The organism is Leifsonia sp. A12D58 (assembly GCF_047530025.1).
Lineage (GTDB): Bacteria > Actinomycetota > Actinomycetes > Actinomycetales > Microbacteriaceae > Cryobacterium.
The window spans coordinates 350,255-366,536 of record NZ_JBLJAT010000002.1; the positions used below are offsets into that span (position 1 = coordinate 350,255).

Sequence of the window (16,282 nt, forward strand, 5' to 3'; positions counted from 1 at the left end):
TTGAACCTCATCAAGGGTACTCGGCGGGGGCGACGTGTCAGGAATCCTGGGGTGAAACGGGGCGCGGCGCGTGGGCGGAGAATGATTGCATTGAGTCAGACAACGAAGGGGCATGTGATGGCGGCACTGTTCGGCGATGAGCTCTTTGGCGACGACCTGTTCGAGCGTCCGCGCCGCGAACTCGCCCCGGGTGCCACCTGGGTGCCGAACTGGCTGACGCTCGATGAGCAGGCCTGGATCGTCAGTCGCTTTCACGAATGGGCCAACGGACCGGTGCCCATCCGCTCAGCTGCGGTGCGCGGACACGAGATGAGCGTGAAGACCGTGTGCCTGGGCTGGCACTGGCGGCCGTATCAATACTCGCGGGATGCCGTCGACGTGAACGGAAATCGCGTGCTCGATTTTCCTGACTGGATGGTGCGGCTGTGGCGCAAGGCGCTCGTGGAGGCATCCGGCGATCCACACGCCGGCGACGACTACACGCCGGATACAGCCCTGGTGAACTTCTACGATTCCGATGCGCGCATGGGCATGCATCAGGACAAGGACGAGCGTTCGCTCGCACCCGTGGTGTCGCTGTCGATCGGCGACACCTGCCAATTCAGGTTCGGCAACACCGAGAACCGGAACAAGCCGTACGAAGACATCGATCTGGCGTCTGGCGACCTGTTTGTCTTCGGCGGCGAGGCGCGCCTGGCCTACCACGGCGTCACGAAGGTCTATCCGGGCACAGCGCCAAGCGGATGCGGCCTCACCAGCGGGCGCATCAACATCACCATGCGCGAGACGGGGCTGCGCGACTGAGACTGCGCTGCGGCCTGTCCCCCAGGGCGTGACCGCGCGAGGCGTGACCGCGCCAGGCGTGACCGCGCCAGGCGTGACCGCGCGAGGCGTGACCGCGCGAGGCGTGACCGCGCCAGTTATGGCGAACCGCGCCGGCTATAGCGGCCGCGACGCGCCACAGAGGGCGCGACGGACGCGACGGACGCGACGGGCGCGACGGGCGCGACAGACGCGACCCGACATCCGCTCGCGCGATTCATGTCTATACCCATTGACATCAAGTCAAACTTTCTTTACATTGACCATGTCAGGTTTGTTTTACATTGGAGTGGTCATGTCACACGAAGAAAAGCGAGCGTGGATCATGCTCGTGGTCTCACTCGGTGCGTATGCGATTTACCTGGGCATCATTCTGAGCCAGGCGACTGCCACACCGCTTGTCGATGTGCAGTACGCGCCTGTGATGCTCTGGTCGATCGGCGGCGCCATCATCGCGGCGATCATTCTGAACATCCTGGCCTCGATCGTGTCGCCGAAAGACGCAGGCAAGAAGGACCAGCGCGACAGGGAGATTTACCGGTTCGGCGAGTATGTCGGCCAATCGTTCCTGGTGATCGGTGGAGTCGCAGCTCTGACCATGGCGATGGCCGAGGTGCCGTACTTCTGGATCGCCAACGCCGTGTACCTCGCATTTGTGCTCTCGGCATTCCTCAGCTCGTTCGCCCGCGTTATTGCATACCGCAAGGGTCTTCCGACATGGTGAAGGCGACGCAGGTCACGAACAACATCCGCACGCTGCGTTTCACGCACGACGAGATGACGCAGGCCGAGCTCGCAGAACGCCTCGGCGTCACGCGCCAGACGGTCATTGCCATCGAGCAGGGCCGCTACTCGCCGTCCCTGGAGATGGCGTTTCAGATCTCTCGCGTCTTCGGCGTGCACATCGACGACGTGTTCGGGTATCCGAACGCCTGATTATCCACTGGCTCATACCCACACAATTTGCTCCATCCGCTCGCCACACGCACAGGGAGAATCCTCATGAAAGCGATCGTGCAGCACCGATATGGATCGACAGACACCCTGCGCCTCGAAGACATCGAGCAACCGTCGCCCGGTGACGACGATGTGCTCGTCAATGTGAAGGCTGCGGGAGTGGATGCCGGGGTCTGGCACCTGATGACCGGCCGGCCAACCCTCGTGCGCCTGTTTGCCGGCATCCGCGCGCCCAAGATTCGCGTTCGGGGATACGACCTCGCCGGAACCGTCAGTACTGTCGGCCGCAATGTGACCAGGTTCGTGCCGGGCGATGAGGTATTCGGCACGTCACCCAGCGGCTCGTACGCCGAGTTCACGAGTACAACTGAGAAGCGACTTGTATCTAAGCCAGCCTCGCTCACGTTCGAGCAGGCATCCGCTGTGCCGGTGTCGTCGTGCGCGGCCCTGCATGCGCTGCGGGATGTGGGCAAGGTTCAGGCCGGGCAGCACGTGCTGATCATTGGTGCGGGCGGGGGCGTCGGCAGCTTTGCCGTGCAGCTCGCGAAGGCCTTCGGCGCAACGGTGACCGGCGTGTGCAGCACGGGCAAGGTCGACCTGGTGCGCTCCCTCGGCGCCGACCACGTCGTCGACTACACCCGCGACGACTTCGCCGCGGGTGGGCGGCGCTACGACCTCATCCTCGATATCGCCAGCCAGGATTCGCTCTCGCGCTTGCGCGGTGTTCTGGCGCACCGAGGCATGCTGGTCATCGTCGGCGGCGAAGGTGGCGGGCGAATATTTGGCGGACTCAGACGCCAGCTGCGCGCCTCGCTCTGGTCGATCTTCATCCCGCAGCGGATGCGCAGCTACCTGTCATCAGAGCACGCAGTCGACCTCGCCGTCGTCGCGGCGCTCATCGAGGCCGGTTCGGTCACCCCAGCCATCGAGCGAACGTATCCGCTGAGCGAGGCTGCCGAGGCCATCGATCGCCAGCATGCCGGTCACGTTGCGGGCAAGCTCGTGCTGGTGATCTGAGGCTGACCGCGGGCATCACCGCGCCAGTTGTGGCGAACCGCGCCCGCTACAGCGGTAGCGGTGCGCCACAGCGGGCGCGGCGAACGCGGCGCGACCCAGGGCCCGCGTACCGGACCCCGCAACCGTGTGCCCACGTCAGCATCAGCTCGCGAGTGCAGCTCCGATGATGGCATCCAGTTCGATCTCGACCAGCAGGTCGGGCGCAGCAAGCGCCGACACCTCAACCGCGACGATCGACGGCAGGATCCGTCCGAAGATCTCACCGTGCACTGCGCCGACTGCATCAAAGTCAGCGATGCTCTTCAGGTAGATGCGCGTGCGCACAACCTCGTCGAAGCTGGCACCGGCCTGCTCGAGTGCTGCAGCGATGCGCACGAAGATCTCGCGGGCCTGGGCTGCGGCATCCGCTCCCCCGACGACGCCCTCTGGTGCGCTGGCGGTCGTGCCAGACACGAATACAAAGTCGCCCGCGCGGACCGCGCGGGAATAGCCGACGACCGGCTCCCAGACCGAGCCTGAGGAGATGTTGCGGCGGGCGTATTCGGTCATAAGAACTCCTCGGAGGGTGTGGGGATGCGGGCCGGATGGCTCGAGATGAGTCGCGGACCAGGGTTGGTCGCGACACGGGATGAGTCGCGGCTCGAGATGAGTCGCGGACCAGGATCAGTCGCGGCCCGGGATGAGTCGCGGCTCGGGGCGAGCCGAATCCCACTGTATTGGCAGGCCAGGGGCTGGGATGACCGTGCGGCGTTCTCACGCTGCCGCGTGACGGCGTGGCGATGGTAGGCAGCGACCACGACCCTGGCGCGGGTCGCCGACTCAACTGTTCGGGACTCCCCTGAGCTCCAGGCTCATCTGATCGGCGTCAAGCACAGCGAGTGCACTACCGAGCGCATCTGAGCTGAAGAGCCCGTCATCACGGGCGTCGAGCAGTGCCTCTCGCTGGGCTTTGATGACAGCAAGCGCGTGTCGCTTTGAGGGACTCCCCGCCGGAAGATCAGCGGATGCCAACTCGATAAACTCCTGCTCCCGGAACGTCCCTTCCGGCGTTTGGGCAGGCGAGTCAGGGGCAGGCGTGTCAGGGGCCTCAGCGGCTTCAGGGGCCTCAGCGGCTTCAGGGGCCTCAGGGGCCTCAGGGGCCTCAGGGGCCTCAGGGGCCTCAGGGGCCTCAGGGGCCTCAGGGGCTTCAGCATCCGCGCCCGTCGCCCCCACGTGAGCCGGCACCGACGCCGCTGCGCTGTCAAGCAGTTCGAAGATGCGGCTGCGTTCGTCGGCCTCGATGTCTGAATTGTTCCCAGTCTTCGGTTTGACAAGCTTCACCACGCTCTTCAGCGTGCCTCCCTGAATCAGCAACGACCCGCCAGCGACGAGGAATGCGATGAAGACCAGAAGCGAACGATCGGGGGTATCTGCCGGCAGGGTCTGAGCGGCGGCCACGGTAATCGCGCCGCGCATGCCTGCCCACACCACAACGCTCCCCTCTCGCCAGCCAAGCGGGGCCGCCAGAAAGTAGTCGATGTCGGCAAGAGTGCGGCGCACACGAGTCCGCACGCGCGTGATACGACCGAGCGAGGGCTTCCCGTGCGCATCCGGTCGCATCTGGCCCGCGACATTCGGTGTCAGGGGGCCGCCCCGCAGCCCGGCGGCATCAGCGAGCTCCTCGACCTCGGCAGCCGCTTCACTACTGTGCTCGACGTGCTGCAACTGATCCTGCACCTTCGCGAGCGTCGGTTTCAGCTGTGCGCCCCGCTTCGCTCGTGATCTGAGGCCCAGCAACAGCGGTGCGACGAAGGCAGCGCGCACGACGACGGTGAGCATCAGCGCCCCGGCCGCAATCAGCGCAGACCGGCTGAGACCGGTATGCGCCTCCCGAACATCGCCGACAATCGCCGTGAGTTCGAGACCCATCAGTAAAAAGACGGTGCCTTCCAAGACCAGCTCGACCGCTTGCCAGTTCTGGCGATCAGACAAGCGATGCCGCACCGCGAGCATTCGCGGGGCATTGTGTCCGGTGACGAGGCCGGCGACTACCGCCGCGACAAGTCCGGACGCGCCCAGCGCATCGGCGGGGATCGACGCGAGGAACGGCACGGTGAACGAGATGACGGTGTTGACGGTGGCATCCGCTACCCGCTGTCGCATAAACAGGTTGAGTTTGCCGACCGCGTATCCGATGACCACCGCCACGATCACCGCGTAGGCGAAGCCGCCGACGACGCCGCCGAACGAAACGGATGCTGCCGCCGCGGCGACCGCGGTACGCAGCAGCACCAGGGCTGTCGCGTCGTTCAACATGCTCTCGCCTTCGAGAATCGCGACTACACGCCCCGACAGACCGATCTTCTTGACGATGGAGGTGGCAACGGCATCCGTCGGGCTGACGATTGCGCCGAGCGCGATGCCCCACCAGATGCCGAGCCCGGGGATCACCAGTGCGAAAAACACGCCAAGTATCACGGCACTGACCACGACTAGAACGATCGAGAGGCCGCTGATCGCGCCGAACTCGCGGCGAAAGTCCATTGTCGGCATGGAGACCGACGCCGAATAGAGCAGGGGCGGAATGATGCCGGCCAGGATCCATTCGGGATCGACTGTCACCTGAGGAACGAACGGCAGCAGGCTGATGCCAAGGCCGGCTACTACGAGAAGCAGCGGTGGGGCCACGCCGAAGCGCGAGCCCAGCATTGAGGCACCCGCGATGCCCAATAGCCCGAGCACGGCAACGATCAGGAATTCCACTGCACCCCACCCCCACGTCGCTGCAGGGGGCGACGCTCCTTCAGTATGGCCGGGCGGCCTGCCGAGGTGGCGAAAATGGGCAGGGCAGCGCTCCCCGACTGCATAAAGTGGAAGACATGAGCCAGACATTCGTGAAGATCTGCGGCATCACGACAGCGGATGCCGCAGGCGCCGTCTCAGAAAGCGGTGCGGATGCCATCGGGTTCGTCTTTGCACCCGGCAGCCCGCGCACCATTTCTGCCGAGGTGGCCAGGTCGCTCGCTGCCGCCGTCTCCCCCGAGATTGAGACCGTCGGTGTCTTTCGCAACCAACCCCTGGATGCGGTGTTGAGGATCGCAGCCGCCGCGGATCTCACGACGGTGCAGCTTCACGGTGATGAACCGGAGAGCGACTTCGAGCGTTTGCGCCGTGAGGGATTCCGCACGATCCGGGCGGTATCGATCGAGACGTACCGCGGCCTCGCCGCCGACAGCACCGACCGTCTACTCATCGACGCCGTCTCGCCCGGCGGCGGCACGCTCTTCGACACCTCAGAGCTGGAGAGCACGCCGCCACAGGGATTCTGGATTCTGGCCGGCGGACTCACCGCCGGTAACGTGCGCGAGCTCGTGGATGGCGTGCGCCCTGGCGGCGTCGACGTCTCGAGCGGCGTGGAGTCCAGCCGAGGAGTCAAAGACCTCGGGCTGATCCGCGACTTCGTACAGGCCGCGCGCGGACTCTAGCTGTGCGGTGGCGCTACGGATGCCGGTCGCTAGGGGGCAACCAGCAGCGCGGTCAGTTCCGCATCCAGCCGGAGTACATCCGGCACGAACTGCGCCAGCTTGCCGTCAAGGTCGCGCATCCAGTCCGGCTCGTCCTTGGCGTTGGACGGAATCGACAGCAACACCGCCGCCTCGGCACGATTCATGTGGATGCCCTGCAACACGCTGCCCCACTGAGCCGCGCCCTTGCCTCCGCCGTGCGTGCCATACGTCACGATGCCGGCCGGCTTGCCTGCCCACTCGGCGTAGAGAAAGTCGATGGCGTTCTTCAGTACAGCCGGATACGCCCAGTTGTACTGCGGAAAGACGAACACGAACGCGTCATACGACAGCACCCGTTCGCTCCACAGCCGGGTGTGCTCATGGTTATAGATGCCGGTCGAGGCCATCTGCGGCTCATCAAGAAACGGCAGGTCCACCACGGCCAGATCAATCAGGTCGTAGCTGAGGGCACTGGCAGGACGCACCGTGCGTAGAAACCAGTCGGCGATATCGGGACAGATGCGGTTGGGTCGCGTGCTGCCGATCATCACGCCAACGGATGCCCCCTCGCCAGCCATTCGCCTGCCCTAATCCCCTGCCGGGGCGCCACCGGCAAGAATCCACGAGCTGTCCATGACCTCAACCTAGCCAGTCGGGCCGAAGAAGGCACGCATCCGCTGTCGTCCGGGACTCAGCCTTGCTTCTCTGACTGCCCTAAACGCCAGTAGCCCATGAACGCGACACGCTTACGATCGATGCCGTTCTGAGTGACGAGCAGTCGGCGAATCGTCTTGATGGCGGCGGATTCGCCAGCCAGCCAGGCATAGAACCCCGCCTGCTGCAGAGCCTCAGGAGAATCCCACAGCGTTTCGACATCCACGTCGATCTCGGCGATCTCTTGTGGACGGGGTGATTTCGCCGCCGCGACGATGGCGGAGTTCGTTGAAGCCCACTCTGCGAGCGCCGGAATGAGCAGTTCGCCGACGCGATCATGCCCACGGCTGAGCCAGGTGACAGTGACGCCAATCGGCGCGGTCACCGGCAGCTGATCGGCCTCGGTCGGAATCTCGATGAACACGTGCCCCGTGCACTCAGACGACAACGATTCAAGGATGGCGCAGATCGCCGGAGCTGCAGTCTCGTCACCGGCCAGCAGCAGCTGCGTCGCGCTGCCCGGATGCCAGTCGATCCCGATGCCTGAGTGGATGCTCCGAGCATCGGGGCCGACGACGACCACCTCGTCGCCGACCATCGCGCCGCGCAGCCAGGCCGCGGCCGGGCCACTCGCAATCGCGTGAGCTGGGAAATCCGCAGGGTTCGTGGCATCAGTGGCGTCGTCGTGCACGACGAAGTCGATCGCTACGAGACGAGCATCCTGATCGATCGTGCGCACGGTGTAGGTGCGGAACGGGCTCCTGCTTGCGTCAGGCAACCCCCTCCAACGCTCGTACCAGTTGCCCCGCTCGATGCACTCAGGGTCATCCGCTCCGACATCGGGCAGGCCATGACCGGGGAGTGGGAAGACGAGTTTGACGCGCTGATCAAGTCTGTCGGTACCGAAAATGCTGAACTCCTCGGCGAAGAACGTTACTCGGGTGAAGTGCGGGCTGAGCCTGACTATGGATTCGACCTGCGCCCTGTACGGACGATAAGCGGGTCGATCACTGCGCATGGGTGGCGCGGATTGCAGCGTCGTAGTCACGATGAAGCCTTTCGTCAGCAACGGGCAGAGCGGGAGTGCAGCGAGCACGGTGGCGCACAGCGGGGGAAATTCGGGTGGGGCGATTCGTGGAGATCGTGCGGTGTGATGAGCGATCAGGGGCGCAGAAGGCGGGTGCCAGGAGTCGCCGAGCGATTTCCTGAACTTTCAACCTGTGTGAAACTATACCCTGAAGTCAGGTTAGGCTTGCCTTATTAGATCTTAGAGCTGATCGCTCGCCTGACTCCGACACAGAGCAGTTCTTTCGCTCCTGCCCTACCCGTCATCATCTTTTTCTGAGAGGCATTTATGCACACCGCACTCGCGCGTTCCCTGCGCCGCACTCCCGTCGTCGCCAGCGTGTTGGCAGGCGCACTGGCCCTGTCCGCCTGCGCATCCACGACAAATGTAAGCAGCAGTTCACCCAGCGATTTCGAAACGGTGACCATCACCCATGCGTTGGGCACCGCGGTTATCACTGAACAGCCAGAACGCATCGTCACCCTCGGCATGGGATCGGCGGAGACCGCGATTGCCCTCGGCTCGATTCCGGTCGGGATCGAGGAATACACCTGGGGTAGCGACGACACCGGCTACCTGCCGTGGATCTACGACGAGGTCACCGAGCAGGGCGCAGAACTGCCGACCCAGTTCACCGGCGGCACAGAGCTCGACATCGAAGCCATCGTCGAGCTGGCGCCCGATCTCATCCTCGCTCCCTGGTCTGGAGTGACGCAGGAACAGTACGACGTCCTGGCCGACATCGCACCGACTGTCGCATACGAAGAGAAGCCGTGGACCATCACCTGGGAAGAACAGATGAACGTCATCGGTACGGCTCTGGGCAAGAGTGCTGAGACTGCGACGCTGATTGACGACATCAAGACGCAGTTCACCGAGACAACAGCCGCGCACCCTGAGTTCACCGACGTGACCTTCTCGTTCATCTACAACACCGGCCCGGGCACCCTCGGTGTCTTCCTTGCCGATGAACAGCGGGTGGCAATGGTTCGGGCACTTGGGCTCCAGGTCGATCCGGTCGTCGACACCCTCGACGAAACCGAGGGCACCGACTCGTCAGTGATCGGTCTCGAAAATGCCGACCTGCTCAAGGGTTCCGATCTGCTCTTCACCTTCTACTCGGATGCCGACAATCGCAGTGAGATCGAATCGCAGGAGCTCTACCAGAACATCCCGGCCATTGCACGCGGTTCTATCGTTGCGCCGACCGACCAGCCGTTCGTCACCGGTTCTTCGATCATCAACCCGCTTACCGTGCCCTGGGCGCTCGAGCGCTACGTCCCACTGATCAACACCGCCATAGCGACGCTCGCCAAGTGAGCGCAGGGCACGGCGACACCGACGAGGCTGGGATGATTCTGTCTCCCGTCCCGGTGCTCGCCGTGCCCTCACCGGTCGGTCGACCAACACCCGCCGTCCGTGCATCAGCGCTTCGCCCCATCGTTGTCATCACACTCGCCGCCCTTGCCCTGTTAGCCCTCTCGGCGATCAGTCTGGTTGCCGGAAGCAAGGCGACCAGCGTGAGTGACGTCGCCTCTGCTCTCTCGGGCACCGGCGACGACTATCTGCGTTCCGTAGTGGCGAGCCGGATCCCCCGCACCATCCTCGGCGTGCTCGTCGGCGCTGCACTCGCTGTAGCCGGGATGCTCATCCAGGGCATCACCCGCAATCCCCTCGGCGACCCCGGCCTGCTTGGCATCACCGTCGGAGCCTCAGCAGCGATCGTGACAGCCACCGCGTTCTTCGGCTTCGTCGGCGGCGCAAGCACCGTCTGGATCGCACTGCCAGGTGCACTGCTGACCGTGTTCCTCGTCTATGCGATCGGTGGTCGCGGCACGGGAGGCAGCGTCGTACCCCTCATCCTGACCGGTGCGGTGGTTGCCGCGGTTCTCGGCGCATACATCCAAGCGATGACGCTCACCCGGCCAGAGGTATTCGACTCATTCAGACACTGGGTAATCGGCGCGTTGTCGGGCCGCGGCTTCGACACGATAGCGGCCGTTGCCCCGGTTCTCATTGTGGGCTTCATCCTCGCCGCGGTTCTCGCCTCTGGCCTCAACGCCCTCGCGCTCGGCGACGACGTTGCAACGGCGCTCGGCGTGCGCGTGCCGCTGGTGCGTGGCGGTGGCATTTTGGCGGCTGCGTTGTTGAGCGCTGCTGCCACCGCTGCCGTCGGCCCGATCGCTTTCGTCGGCCTTGCTGTTCCGCACATAGTGCGTTCCCTCGTGGGTGTCGACCATCGCTGGCAGTTGCCGGTCTCCGTCCTGCTCGGCGGTTCCCTGCTGTTGTTCGCGGATGTCATCGGCCGAGTGATCGCGCGCCCCGAGGAATTGATGGTCGGCGTGGTCACCGCTATCGTCGGCGCTCCCTTCCTGCTCGTCGCCGTGCGCCGAGGTTGGGTCGCCAGATGACGGCCCGCATTCTGAAGCTCGGTACCGGCATCGCGCTGCCTGTACAGTCCCGCGCGCTCGGCTACTGCTGCGCGATCCTGATCCTCATTGTCGGGGCATCCATCGCCACGCTCACGCTCGGATCCCTCGGCATCGCCCTGCCCGATCTCTTCGCGTCCCTTCTGCACACACCGACCGGCAAAACCGGTTTTGTGCTCGAACGACTGCGCGGCCCACGTCTGGTCACCGCGATCGGGGTCGGCGCAGCCCTCGGCCTGGCCGGAACCCTGTTCCAGACGGTGACGCGCAATCCGCTCGGTAGCCCGGATATCATCGGGCTCGGCGCCGGTGCAGGTGCCGGTGTCGCAGTGAGCACCCTGTTCTTGAACGGCCTGATCCCTACCCCGATCGGTGCATTGGCCGGCGCGGCACTGGCGATCGTCATCGTTCACCTGTCGACCGGGCGTGGCTTTGCGTCCCCGGCCAGAGTCATCATTGCCGGCATTGGTGTCTCTGCCATCGCATTCGCCATCACCCAGTACGTGGTGAGCATCGGACTTCGCGACCAGGCCTCACAGCTGGCTGCATACCTGGCCGGTTCGCTCAACGCGGCTAACTGGAATGACGCGCTGGTTCTCGGTGCGACGCTGCTCGTCGTCGTGCCGGCATCAGCAGCGCTCTCCGGTGATCTTCGGCTGATGGAGATGGGAGACTCGCTCTCCGATTCTCTCGGGGCCCGGAGCGGTCGCACGCGCACGATCGCCATCCTGCTCTCGGTTGTGGCCGCCGCCGGTGCCGTCACCGCCGCAGGACCGATCGCATTCGTAGCGCTCACTGCCCCGCAGATTGCCAAACGAGCCACCCGCTCCCCCGGCGCCAATCTCGTCGCATCCGCTCTGACCGGCGCACTGATCATGGTCGTTGCCGACCTGTCCGTGCAGCAGCTCGACTGGGCCGATGGTCTGCCGGTCGGCGTGCTCACCGCCGGTGTCGGTGGCCTCTACCTCGGCTACCTGCTCATCCACGAATGGAAGAAGGGGCGCGTATGAGCCATCCCACAAGCAATTCGGGGCTACGGGCCTCGAACCTCACCCTGGGCTACGACAAGCGCGTGGTCTCGACCGGTCTCTCGTTCACCGTGCCCGATGGCGAGTTCACCGCAATCATCGGGCCGAACGGGTGCGGCAAATCGACCCTGTTGCGCGCCCTGTCTCGCACGCTGCGTCCGACTTCAGGCACGCTCAGCCTGGATGGGCGCCCGTTCGACAGCTACCGGCCGAAGGAACTGGCTCGTCGACTAGCACTACTGCCGCAGGAGCCGATCGCACCCGACACTCTGAAGGTGCGAGATCTCGTGGCCAGGGGGCGGTATCCGTACCACTCGCTCCTCCGCCAGTGGTTGCCCGGTGATTCAGAGATCATCGACAGGGCGATGGCGTCGACCGGGGTGTCTGACCTCACCGACCAGTTTGTCTCTGAGCTGTCTGGCGGGCAGCGCCAGCGCGTGTGGCTGGCCATGGTTCTCAGCCAGGACACCGAGTACGTGCTGCTCGACGAACCGACGTCGTTCCTCGACATCGCTCACCAGATAGAGCTACTGCACCTCTGTCAGGACATGCAGGCCAGCGGCCGCACAGTTGTTGCGGTGCTGCACGATCTCAATCAGGCAGCACGCTACGCGTCGCGTCTGGTCGTGATGGACGCAGGCAGCATCGTCGCTGAGGGCAAGCCGCACGACATCCTGACCGCCCAATTGGTGCACGACGTGTTCTCGCTCAGGTGCGAGATCGTGACGGATGCCCAGAGTGGGTCGCCGATGGTCGTACCGCTGGCTAGGGTTACAGCTGGTCCGGCTGCGCGGCATCCCGTTCGGTCTTGAATCGGGTCCACTCGCTGCGCAGCATCCTGTTGTCGATGATCCAGCCCATGTAGTCGCGCATGTTCAGCACGCGCTGATAGGCGGGGCTGCCCGGTTCGACGTGGGACAACGCCTCGGTCGCCAGGCCTCGCTGGCTCTCGAGGTAACTGTGTTCGCTCTCGAGGAAGCCTCCCCACACGTCAGCATCCATCACAAAATAGTGCGCGCGATCGCCCGGCTTTCGCACCCGACGCACGAAGCCCAGGTCGACAAGCCTGCGAGTGTAGTTCGACACCGCTCCCCGGCTCACATCAAGCGCTTCAGCCAACTCGGCGGCGCTGACGCCCGGCGAGTCGTTAATCAACAGATACCCGGCGATCAGGCCCTCGATCCGTGGCGCCCCACGCGTCTGCCAGTAGTTCGCGAATCTCTCAACGAACGACTCAACAAATTGATCAGTGGCCACGTGCACAGCTTAACAGCGCTGCAGTCGCGCGGAGCGCTGACAGGTGTACGCTCCCAACGCCCTGCCCTACAGCTGCGGCAGCACCTCGTCGCGCACGTTCTTGCGCAGCACCTTGCCGAGCATCGAGCGCGGCAGGTCGGGGATCTGCACGATTCGACGCGGCACCTTGTATGCGGCAACGAGATCACGGCAGTGGTCTCGCAACGCGTTCTCGTCAAACGCGGCACCGGGCTTCAGCTCGACCGCCGCGACAACCATCTCTCCGCCGCGTTCAAGCGGCTTACCGAACACCGCGGCGTCGACGATATCCGGATGCGTGCGCAAAGCGGCCTCAACTTCGGACGGCGAGACGTTGAATCCGCCGGTGATGATGAGCTCCTTGGCACGATCGACGATGGTGGTGAAGCCGTCTTCGTCGACGGTCACGATGTCGCCGGTACGCAGCCAGCCGCCGGGCAACAATGTCTTCGCCGTCTCATCCGGCCTGTTCCAGTAGCCCTGGAAGACCTGCGGGCCCTTGAGCAGCAATTCGCCCGGCTCGCCCTGCGGGACCTCGACAGTGGGATCGTTGAGCGAGACGACCATCATCTGGGTCGACGGGAATGGCACGCCGATCGTGCCGGTGCGCCGCGTCGGATAGAACGGGTTACCCATCGCGACAGGCGATGACTCCGTCATGCCGTATCCCTCGACGAGCAGACCGCCGGCGACTGACTCCCACAGCTCCACGACGTGGTCCGGCAGGTTCATCGCACCGGAGATGCAGTACTTACACGACTTGAGCGAGATTCCTCGCTCCTGTGCGGCCCGCGCTGTGCGCTCGTAGATCGGCGGCACCGCGCAGTACACCGTGGCCGGCGACTTCTTCATTGCGTCGAGGATGAGCTTGGGATCGAACTTCGGGAACAGCACGAGCATGCCCTGCTTACGGACGCCATAGGTCAGGTACAGCGTCATCCCGAATGCGTGGAACATCGGCAGGATCGCATAGAAGATCTCCTTGCGATACTCGGCACCATGCATCCACGCCTCCCCCTGCAGCGCATTGGAGTACAGGTTGAAGTGCGTGAGCATCGCACCCTTGGGCTGCCCCGTGGTGCCAGAGGTGTACTGGATCGCAGCGAGGTCATCGACACTCGGACGCGGGTGCTCAGGGTCGATGCGCCCGTGGCTCAGCAGGTCTTTCCACGCGATAGTTCCGGGTGCCGCACCCGTGAGTGCCGCCTTCGACTCCCGGAGACTTTTGACCGGCAGGTTGAGAGCGAGGCGCTTCACCGTGGGGAAGGCTTCGAGCAGGTTCACCCTGACGACATGATCAATCTTGATGTCGGCGGGGAACGAACGGATGGCCGCTGCCGCCTTGTCCCAGACGATCACGACTCTGGCCTGGTGGTCTTCAAACTGGTGACGAAGCTCGCGCGCGGTGTAGAGCGGGTTGTGTTCAACCACAACGGCGCCCAGGCGCAGCACGGCATAAAAGGCGACAACGTGTTGCGGGCAGTTCGGTAGCACAAGCGCGACTCGGTCACCGGCACGCACGCCGAGCGTACGCAGGCCTTCTGCCGCCTGATCGATCTGCTCGCCGAGCTCTGTATAGCTGGTGCGGCGACCGAAGAATTCCATTGCGGGGTGGTCGCCAGCCTCTGCCACAGACCGCTCAAGCATCGCAACGAGTGATTCGGTGGGCAGCTCGATGTCGGCGGGAACCCCCGGTTGGTAGTTCTTCAGCCAGGGTCGTTCAGTAGTTGCCATGATTCATCTTCCCGCCTTCCGCGTGCCGGCACCACTCGGCACGGTCACGAGAAGTTGGGTAAACCCTCGCTAGAGCCCCATCGAGGCATGCAGCGCCTTGCGTTCCCGCTTCACGGCATACATCCGTGCGTCGGCCTGGCGGAGCGCCTCTTCGGCGGTCGCCGATCCCGGAGCGATCGACACAACGCCGACACTGGCGCCGGCGTAGTCGATCAGGTGGTTCGACAGTTCGAATCGACCGATTGTGCGCTCGCCCAGCCGCGCGGCCAGCGCCGACGTTGACGCATCTGCATCGGCGGACCTGGCCCCAGCCGAATCGGCTGACACCGCGGATGCCGTGGTCACCGGCCCCCACCCGATCACGATGAACTCATCGCCACCGATTCTGGCCAGCATGTCACCTTCGCGCAGCTCTCTGCCTAGCTGCCGGGCCATCGCGACCAGAAACTCGTCTCCGATGTCGTGGCCATGCTCGTCGTTGATGACCTTGAAGCCGTCGAGGTCAATGAACCCGACAAGCACGCCGCGGTCGTCACGCTCGCCGGTGGCCAGCATCCGTCGCAGGGCGTCGATCAGCGTGCGTCTGTTGGGCAGCCCGGTGAGCGCATCGGTCGAGGCGTGCGATTCGAGCTCGGCATTCATGCCCTGCAGCTGCGCGTACATCAGCTCACGCTCGATGTTCTGGGCGAGCAGCTGGGCAAAGAGCCGCAGTACTGACTCAGCATTCGGCTTCTCTGCCACGGGGGTGCCGCTGATGCCACACAGCGTTCCGTACAGACCGCCGCTCACTGTGGTGATCGGCACGCTGAAGTAGGTCTGGATGCCGATCTGCGCTGCCAGCTCATTGTCGGCCCAACGGGTCGCGACATCTGATGCATAGACGACCTCTTCATCGAGGGCTCGCTTGCAGACGCTCTGAGAAAACGGCACGTCGAGCCCTTCAGTAACCTGAATTCCACCGACGTTGCGCGCGAACAGTACGTGCTGATTGTCTGCCGATCGATCGATCGTGGTCAGATAGGTGGACTCGAGTCCGGTGACCGCTGCAAGCATCTCAAGCATCGGGCGAGTGAGCTCTTCGAACGAGTCCGCTGCCGTGACGGTGTGCGAGAGCTGGGCGAGCACGGATTCCATCTCTCCATGCTCTCATGCGATCTCGGACGTCAATGCCGAACGCGCGAGTGACGACATCCTGACGTCGCGCTGCAATTCGTCATGCGCCCGTCATGGCGCTCTGACCTGCTGTTTCTTCAACACGCGGGGCGTACTGAACCGTGCCGCTCGCCGCGAGCGCAGCGATCACATCTGAGGCGTCCGCACGCAGCTCAATCCGGCGGCGGCGCCGGAATCGAGGTCAGGCCGGGAGCCGGTTCTGGCCAGACCAGCAACACCGGGCACGGCGCATGATCGACGACGAAGCGGGTCGCTGGGCCGAGGCTGTGCGGACCCAGCCGCGAGCGGTCGCCGTCGCGCACGCAGATGAGCAGTTCGGCGCCATCCGCTGCCTGCACCACTTCACGTTCGACTCGGCCGTGCAGCTCGCGCCGGGCAGCCGGATAGCCCAACCGTTCTGCGGCACGCTCGAGCAGGGCACGCGCGGCCTCAACTGACAATGTTTCGACCTGCCGACCCGGATCCCGGTCGGGCCGGCCACGCCCGAGCAGGCCGGCGAATGCTCCGTGCACCGACTGCGCGACGTCGTCCGCTCGCACGTGAACGAGGATGATGTCGCTGCCGGACTCTGCGTAGCTGCTCGCCGCGTCGACGGCGGCCCGCCAGGTGTTCTCGGTGATCCAGACGACAACTGCCACGATG

17 protein-coding genes are annotated in these 16,282 nt (G+C 64.5%); 9 read left to right on the plus strand and 8 right to left on the minus strand.

The genetic code is table 11. From position 1 onward, the window contains the following. Positions 1-117 precede the first annotated feature (117 nt). The 4 genes from ACMT3I_RS07495 to ACMT3I_RS07510 all read left to right on the plus strand — a co-directional run bounded on the left by ACMT3I_RS07495 (position 118) and on the right by ACMT3I_RS07510 (position 2,796). Positions 118-804 carry an alpha-ketoglutarate-dependent dioxygenase AlkB family protein gene (locus ACMT3I_RS07495; RefSeq protein ID WP_414804033.1) on the plus strand — a complete coding sequence of 229 codons (687 nt, stop codon included), beginning with the start codon at positions 118-120 and terminating at the stop codon, positions 802-804. Positions 805-1,117: 313 nt separating this feature from the next. After that, positions 1,118-1,546, plus strand: a complete 429-nt coding sequence (locus tag ACMT3I_RS07500; RefSeq protein WP_414803844.1) for a hypothetical protein — start codon at positions 1,118-1,120, stop codon at positions 1,544-1,546. Further along, complete coding sequence (locus ACMT3I_RS07505; protein WP_414803845.1) at positions 1,540-1,758, plus strand: helix-turn-helix transcriptional regulator; 219 nt, start codon at positions 1,540-1,542, stop codon at positions 1,756-1,758. The genes ACMT3I_RS07500 and ACMT3I_RS07505 overlap by 7 nt, the downstream gene beginning before the upstream one ends. Before the next feature lie 66 nt (positions 1,759-1,824). Next, entirely contained in the window at positions 1,825-2,796 is a 972-nt protein-coding gene (locus ACMT3I_RS07510; RefSeq protein WP_414803846.1) for an NAD(P)-dependent alcohol dehydrogenase, read from the plus strand. 141 nt (positions 2,797-2,937) lie between these two features. Here the strand turns inward: ACMT3I_RS07510 and ACMT3I_RS07515 are convergent, their stop codons facing one another. Both ACMT3I_RS07515 and ACMT3I_RS07520 read right to left on the minus strand, forming a co-directional pair. Continuing rightward, positions 2,938-3,345 (minus strand): RidA family protein, encoded by a 408-nt coding sequence (locus tag ACMT3I_RS07515; protein WP_414803847.1) that lies wholly within the window; start codon positions 3,343-3,345, stop codon positions 2,938-2,940. Between the two features lie 270 nt (positions 3,346-3,615). Then, complete coding sequence (locus tag ACMT3I_RS07520; RefSeq protein ID WP_414804034.1) at positions 3,616-5,484, minus strand: cation:proton antiporter; 1,869 nt, start codon at positions 5,482-5,484, stop codon at positions 3,616-3,618. Positions 5,485-5,654: 170 nt separating this feature from the next. On the opposite strand from ACMT3I_RS07520, the gene ACMT3I_RS07525 reads away from it, so the two are divergent. Then, positions 5,655-6,260 (plus strand): phosphoribosylanthranilate isomerase, encoded by a 606-nt coding sequence (locus ACMT3I_RS07525; RefSeq protein ID WP_414803848.1) that lies wholly within the window; start codon positions 5,655-5,657, stop codon positions 6,258-6,260. A gap of 29 nt (positions 6,261-6,289) precedes the next feature. On the opposite strand, the gene ACMT3I_RS07530 is transcribed toward ACMT3I_RS07525, so the two are convergent. Continuing rightward, positions 6,290-6,829 (minus strand): NADPH-dependent FMN reductase, encoded by a 540-nt coding sequence (locus ACMT3I_RS07530; RefSeq protein WP_414804035.1) that lies wholly within the window; start codon positions 6,827-6,829, stop codon positions 6,290-6,292. Between the two features lie 143 nt (positions 6,830-6,972). Then, on the minus strand, positions 6,973-7,983 hold the full coding sequence (locus tag ACMT3I_RS07535; protein WP_414803849.1) for a siderophore-interacting protein: 1,011 nt from the start codon (positions 7,981-7,983) through the stop codon (positions 6,973-6,975). Positions 7,984-8,289: 306 nt separating this feature from the next. On the opposite strand from ACMT3I_RS07535, the gene ACMT3I_RS07540 reads away from it, so the two are divergent. From ACMT3I_RS07540 to ACMT3I_RS07555, 4 genes are read left to right on the plus strand one after another with little or no spacing between them, the layout of a single operon-like run. Then, on the plus strand, positions 8,290-9,321 hold the full coding sequence (locus ACMT3I_RS07540; RefSeq protein ID WP_414803850.1) for an ABC transporter substrate-binding protein: 1,032 nt from the start codon (positions 8,290-8,292) through the stop codon (positions 9,319-9,321). Continuing rightward, complete coding sequence (locus tag ACMT3I_RS07545; RefSeq protein ID WP_414803851.1) at positions 9,318-10,412, plus strand: FecCD family ABC transporter permease; 1,095 nt, start codon at positions 9,318-9,320, stop codon at positions 10,410-10,412. The genes ACMT3I_RS07540 and ACMT3I_RS07545 overlap by 4 nt, the downstream gene beginning before the upstream one ends. Further along, positions 10,409-11,440 carry a FecCD family ABC transporter permease gene (locus tag ACMT3I_RS07550; protein ID WP_414803852.1) on the plus strand — a complete coding sequence of 344 codons (1,032 nt, stop codon included), beginning with the start codon at positions 10,409-10,411 and terminating at the stop codon, positions 11,438-11,440. The genes ACMT3I_RS07545 and ACMT3I_RS07550 overlap by 4 nt, the downstream gene beginning before the upstream one ends. Next, positions 11,437-12,270, plus strand: a complete 834-nt coding sequence (locus ACMT3I_RS07555; RefSeq protein WP_414803853.1) for an ABC transporter ATP-binding protein — start codon at positions 11,437-11,439, stop codon at positions 12,268-12,270. The genes ACMT3I_RS07550 and ACMT3I_RS07555 overlap by 4 nt, the downstream gene beginning before the upstream one ends. On the opposite strand, the gene ACMT3I_RS07560 is transcribed toward ACMT3I_RS07555, so the two are convergent. From ACMT3I_RS07560 to ACMT3I_RS07575, 4 genes are all read right to left on the minus strand, one after another. Beyond that, complete coding sequence (locus ACMT3I_RS07560; protein WP_414803854.1) at positions 12,230-12,715, minus strand: GbsR/MarR family transcriptional regulator; 486 nt, start codon at positions 12,713-12,715, stop codon at positions 12,230-12,232. The two genes, ACMT3I_RS07555 and ACMT3I_RS07560, sit on opposite strands and share 41 nt — an antisense overlap. A gap of 66 nt (positions 12,716-12,781) precedes the next feature. Further along, entirely contained in the window at positions 12,782-14,467 is a 1,686-nt protein-coding gene (locus tag ACMT3I_RS07565) for a long-chain-fatty-acid--CoA ligase (RefSeq protein ID WP_414803855.1), read from the minus strand. A gap of 69 nt (positions 14,468-14,536) precedes the next feature. Next, on the minus strand, positions 14,537-15,601 hold the full coding sequence (locus ACMT3I_RS07570; protein ID WP_414803856.1) for a sensor domain-containing diguanylate cyclase: 1,065 nt from the start codon (positions 15,599-15,601) through the stop codon (positions 14,537-14,539). Between the two features lie 191 nt (positions 15,602-15,792). After that, on the minus strand, positions 15,793-16,278 hold the full coding sequence (locus ACMT3I_RS07575) for a universal stress protein (protein WP_414803857.1): 486 nt from the start codon (positions 16,276-16,278) through the stop codon (positions 15,793-15,795). Between the last annotated feature and the right edge of the window lie 4 nt (positions 16,279-16,282).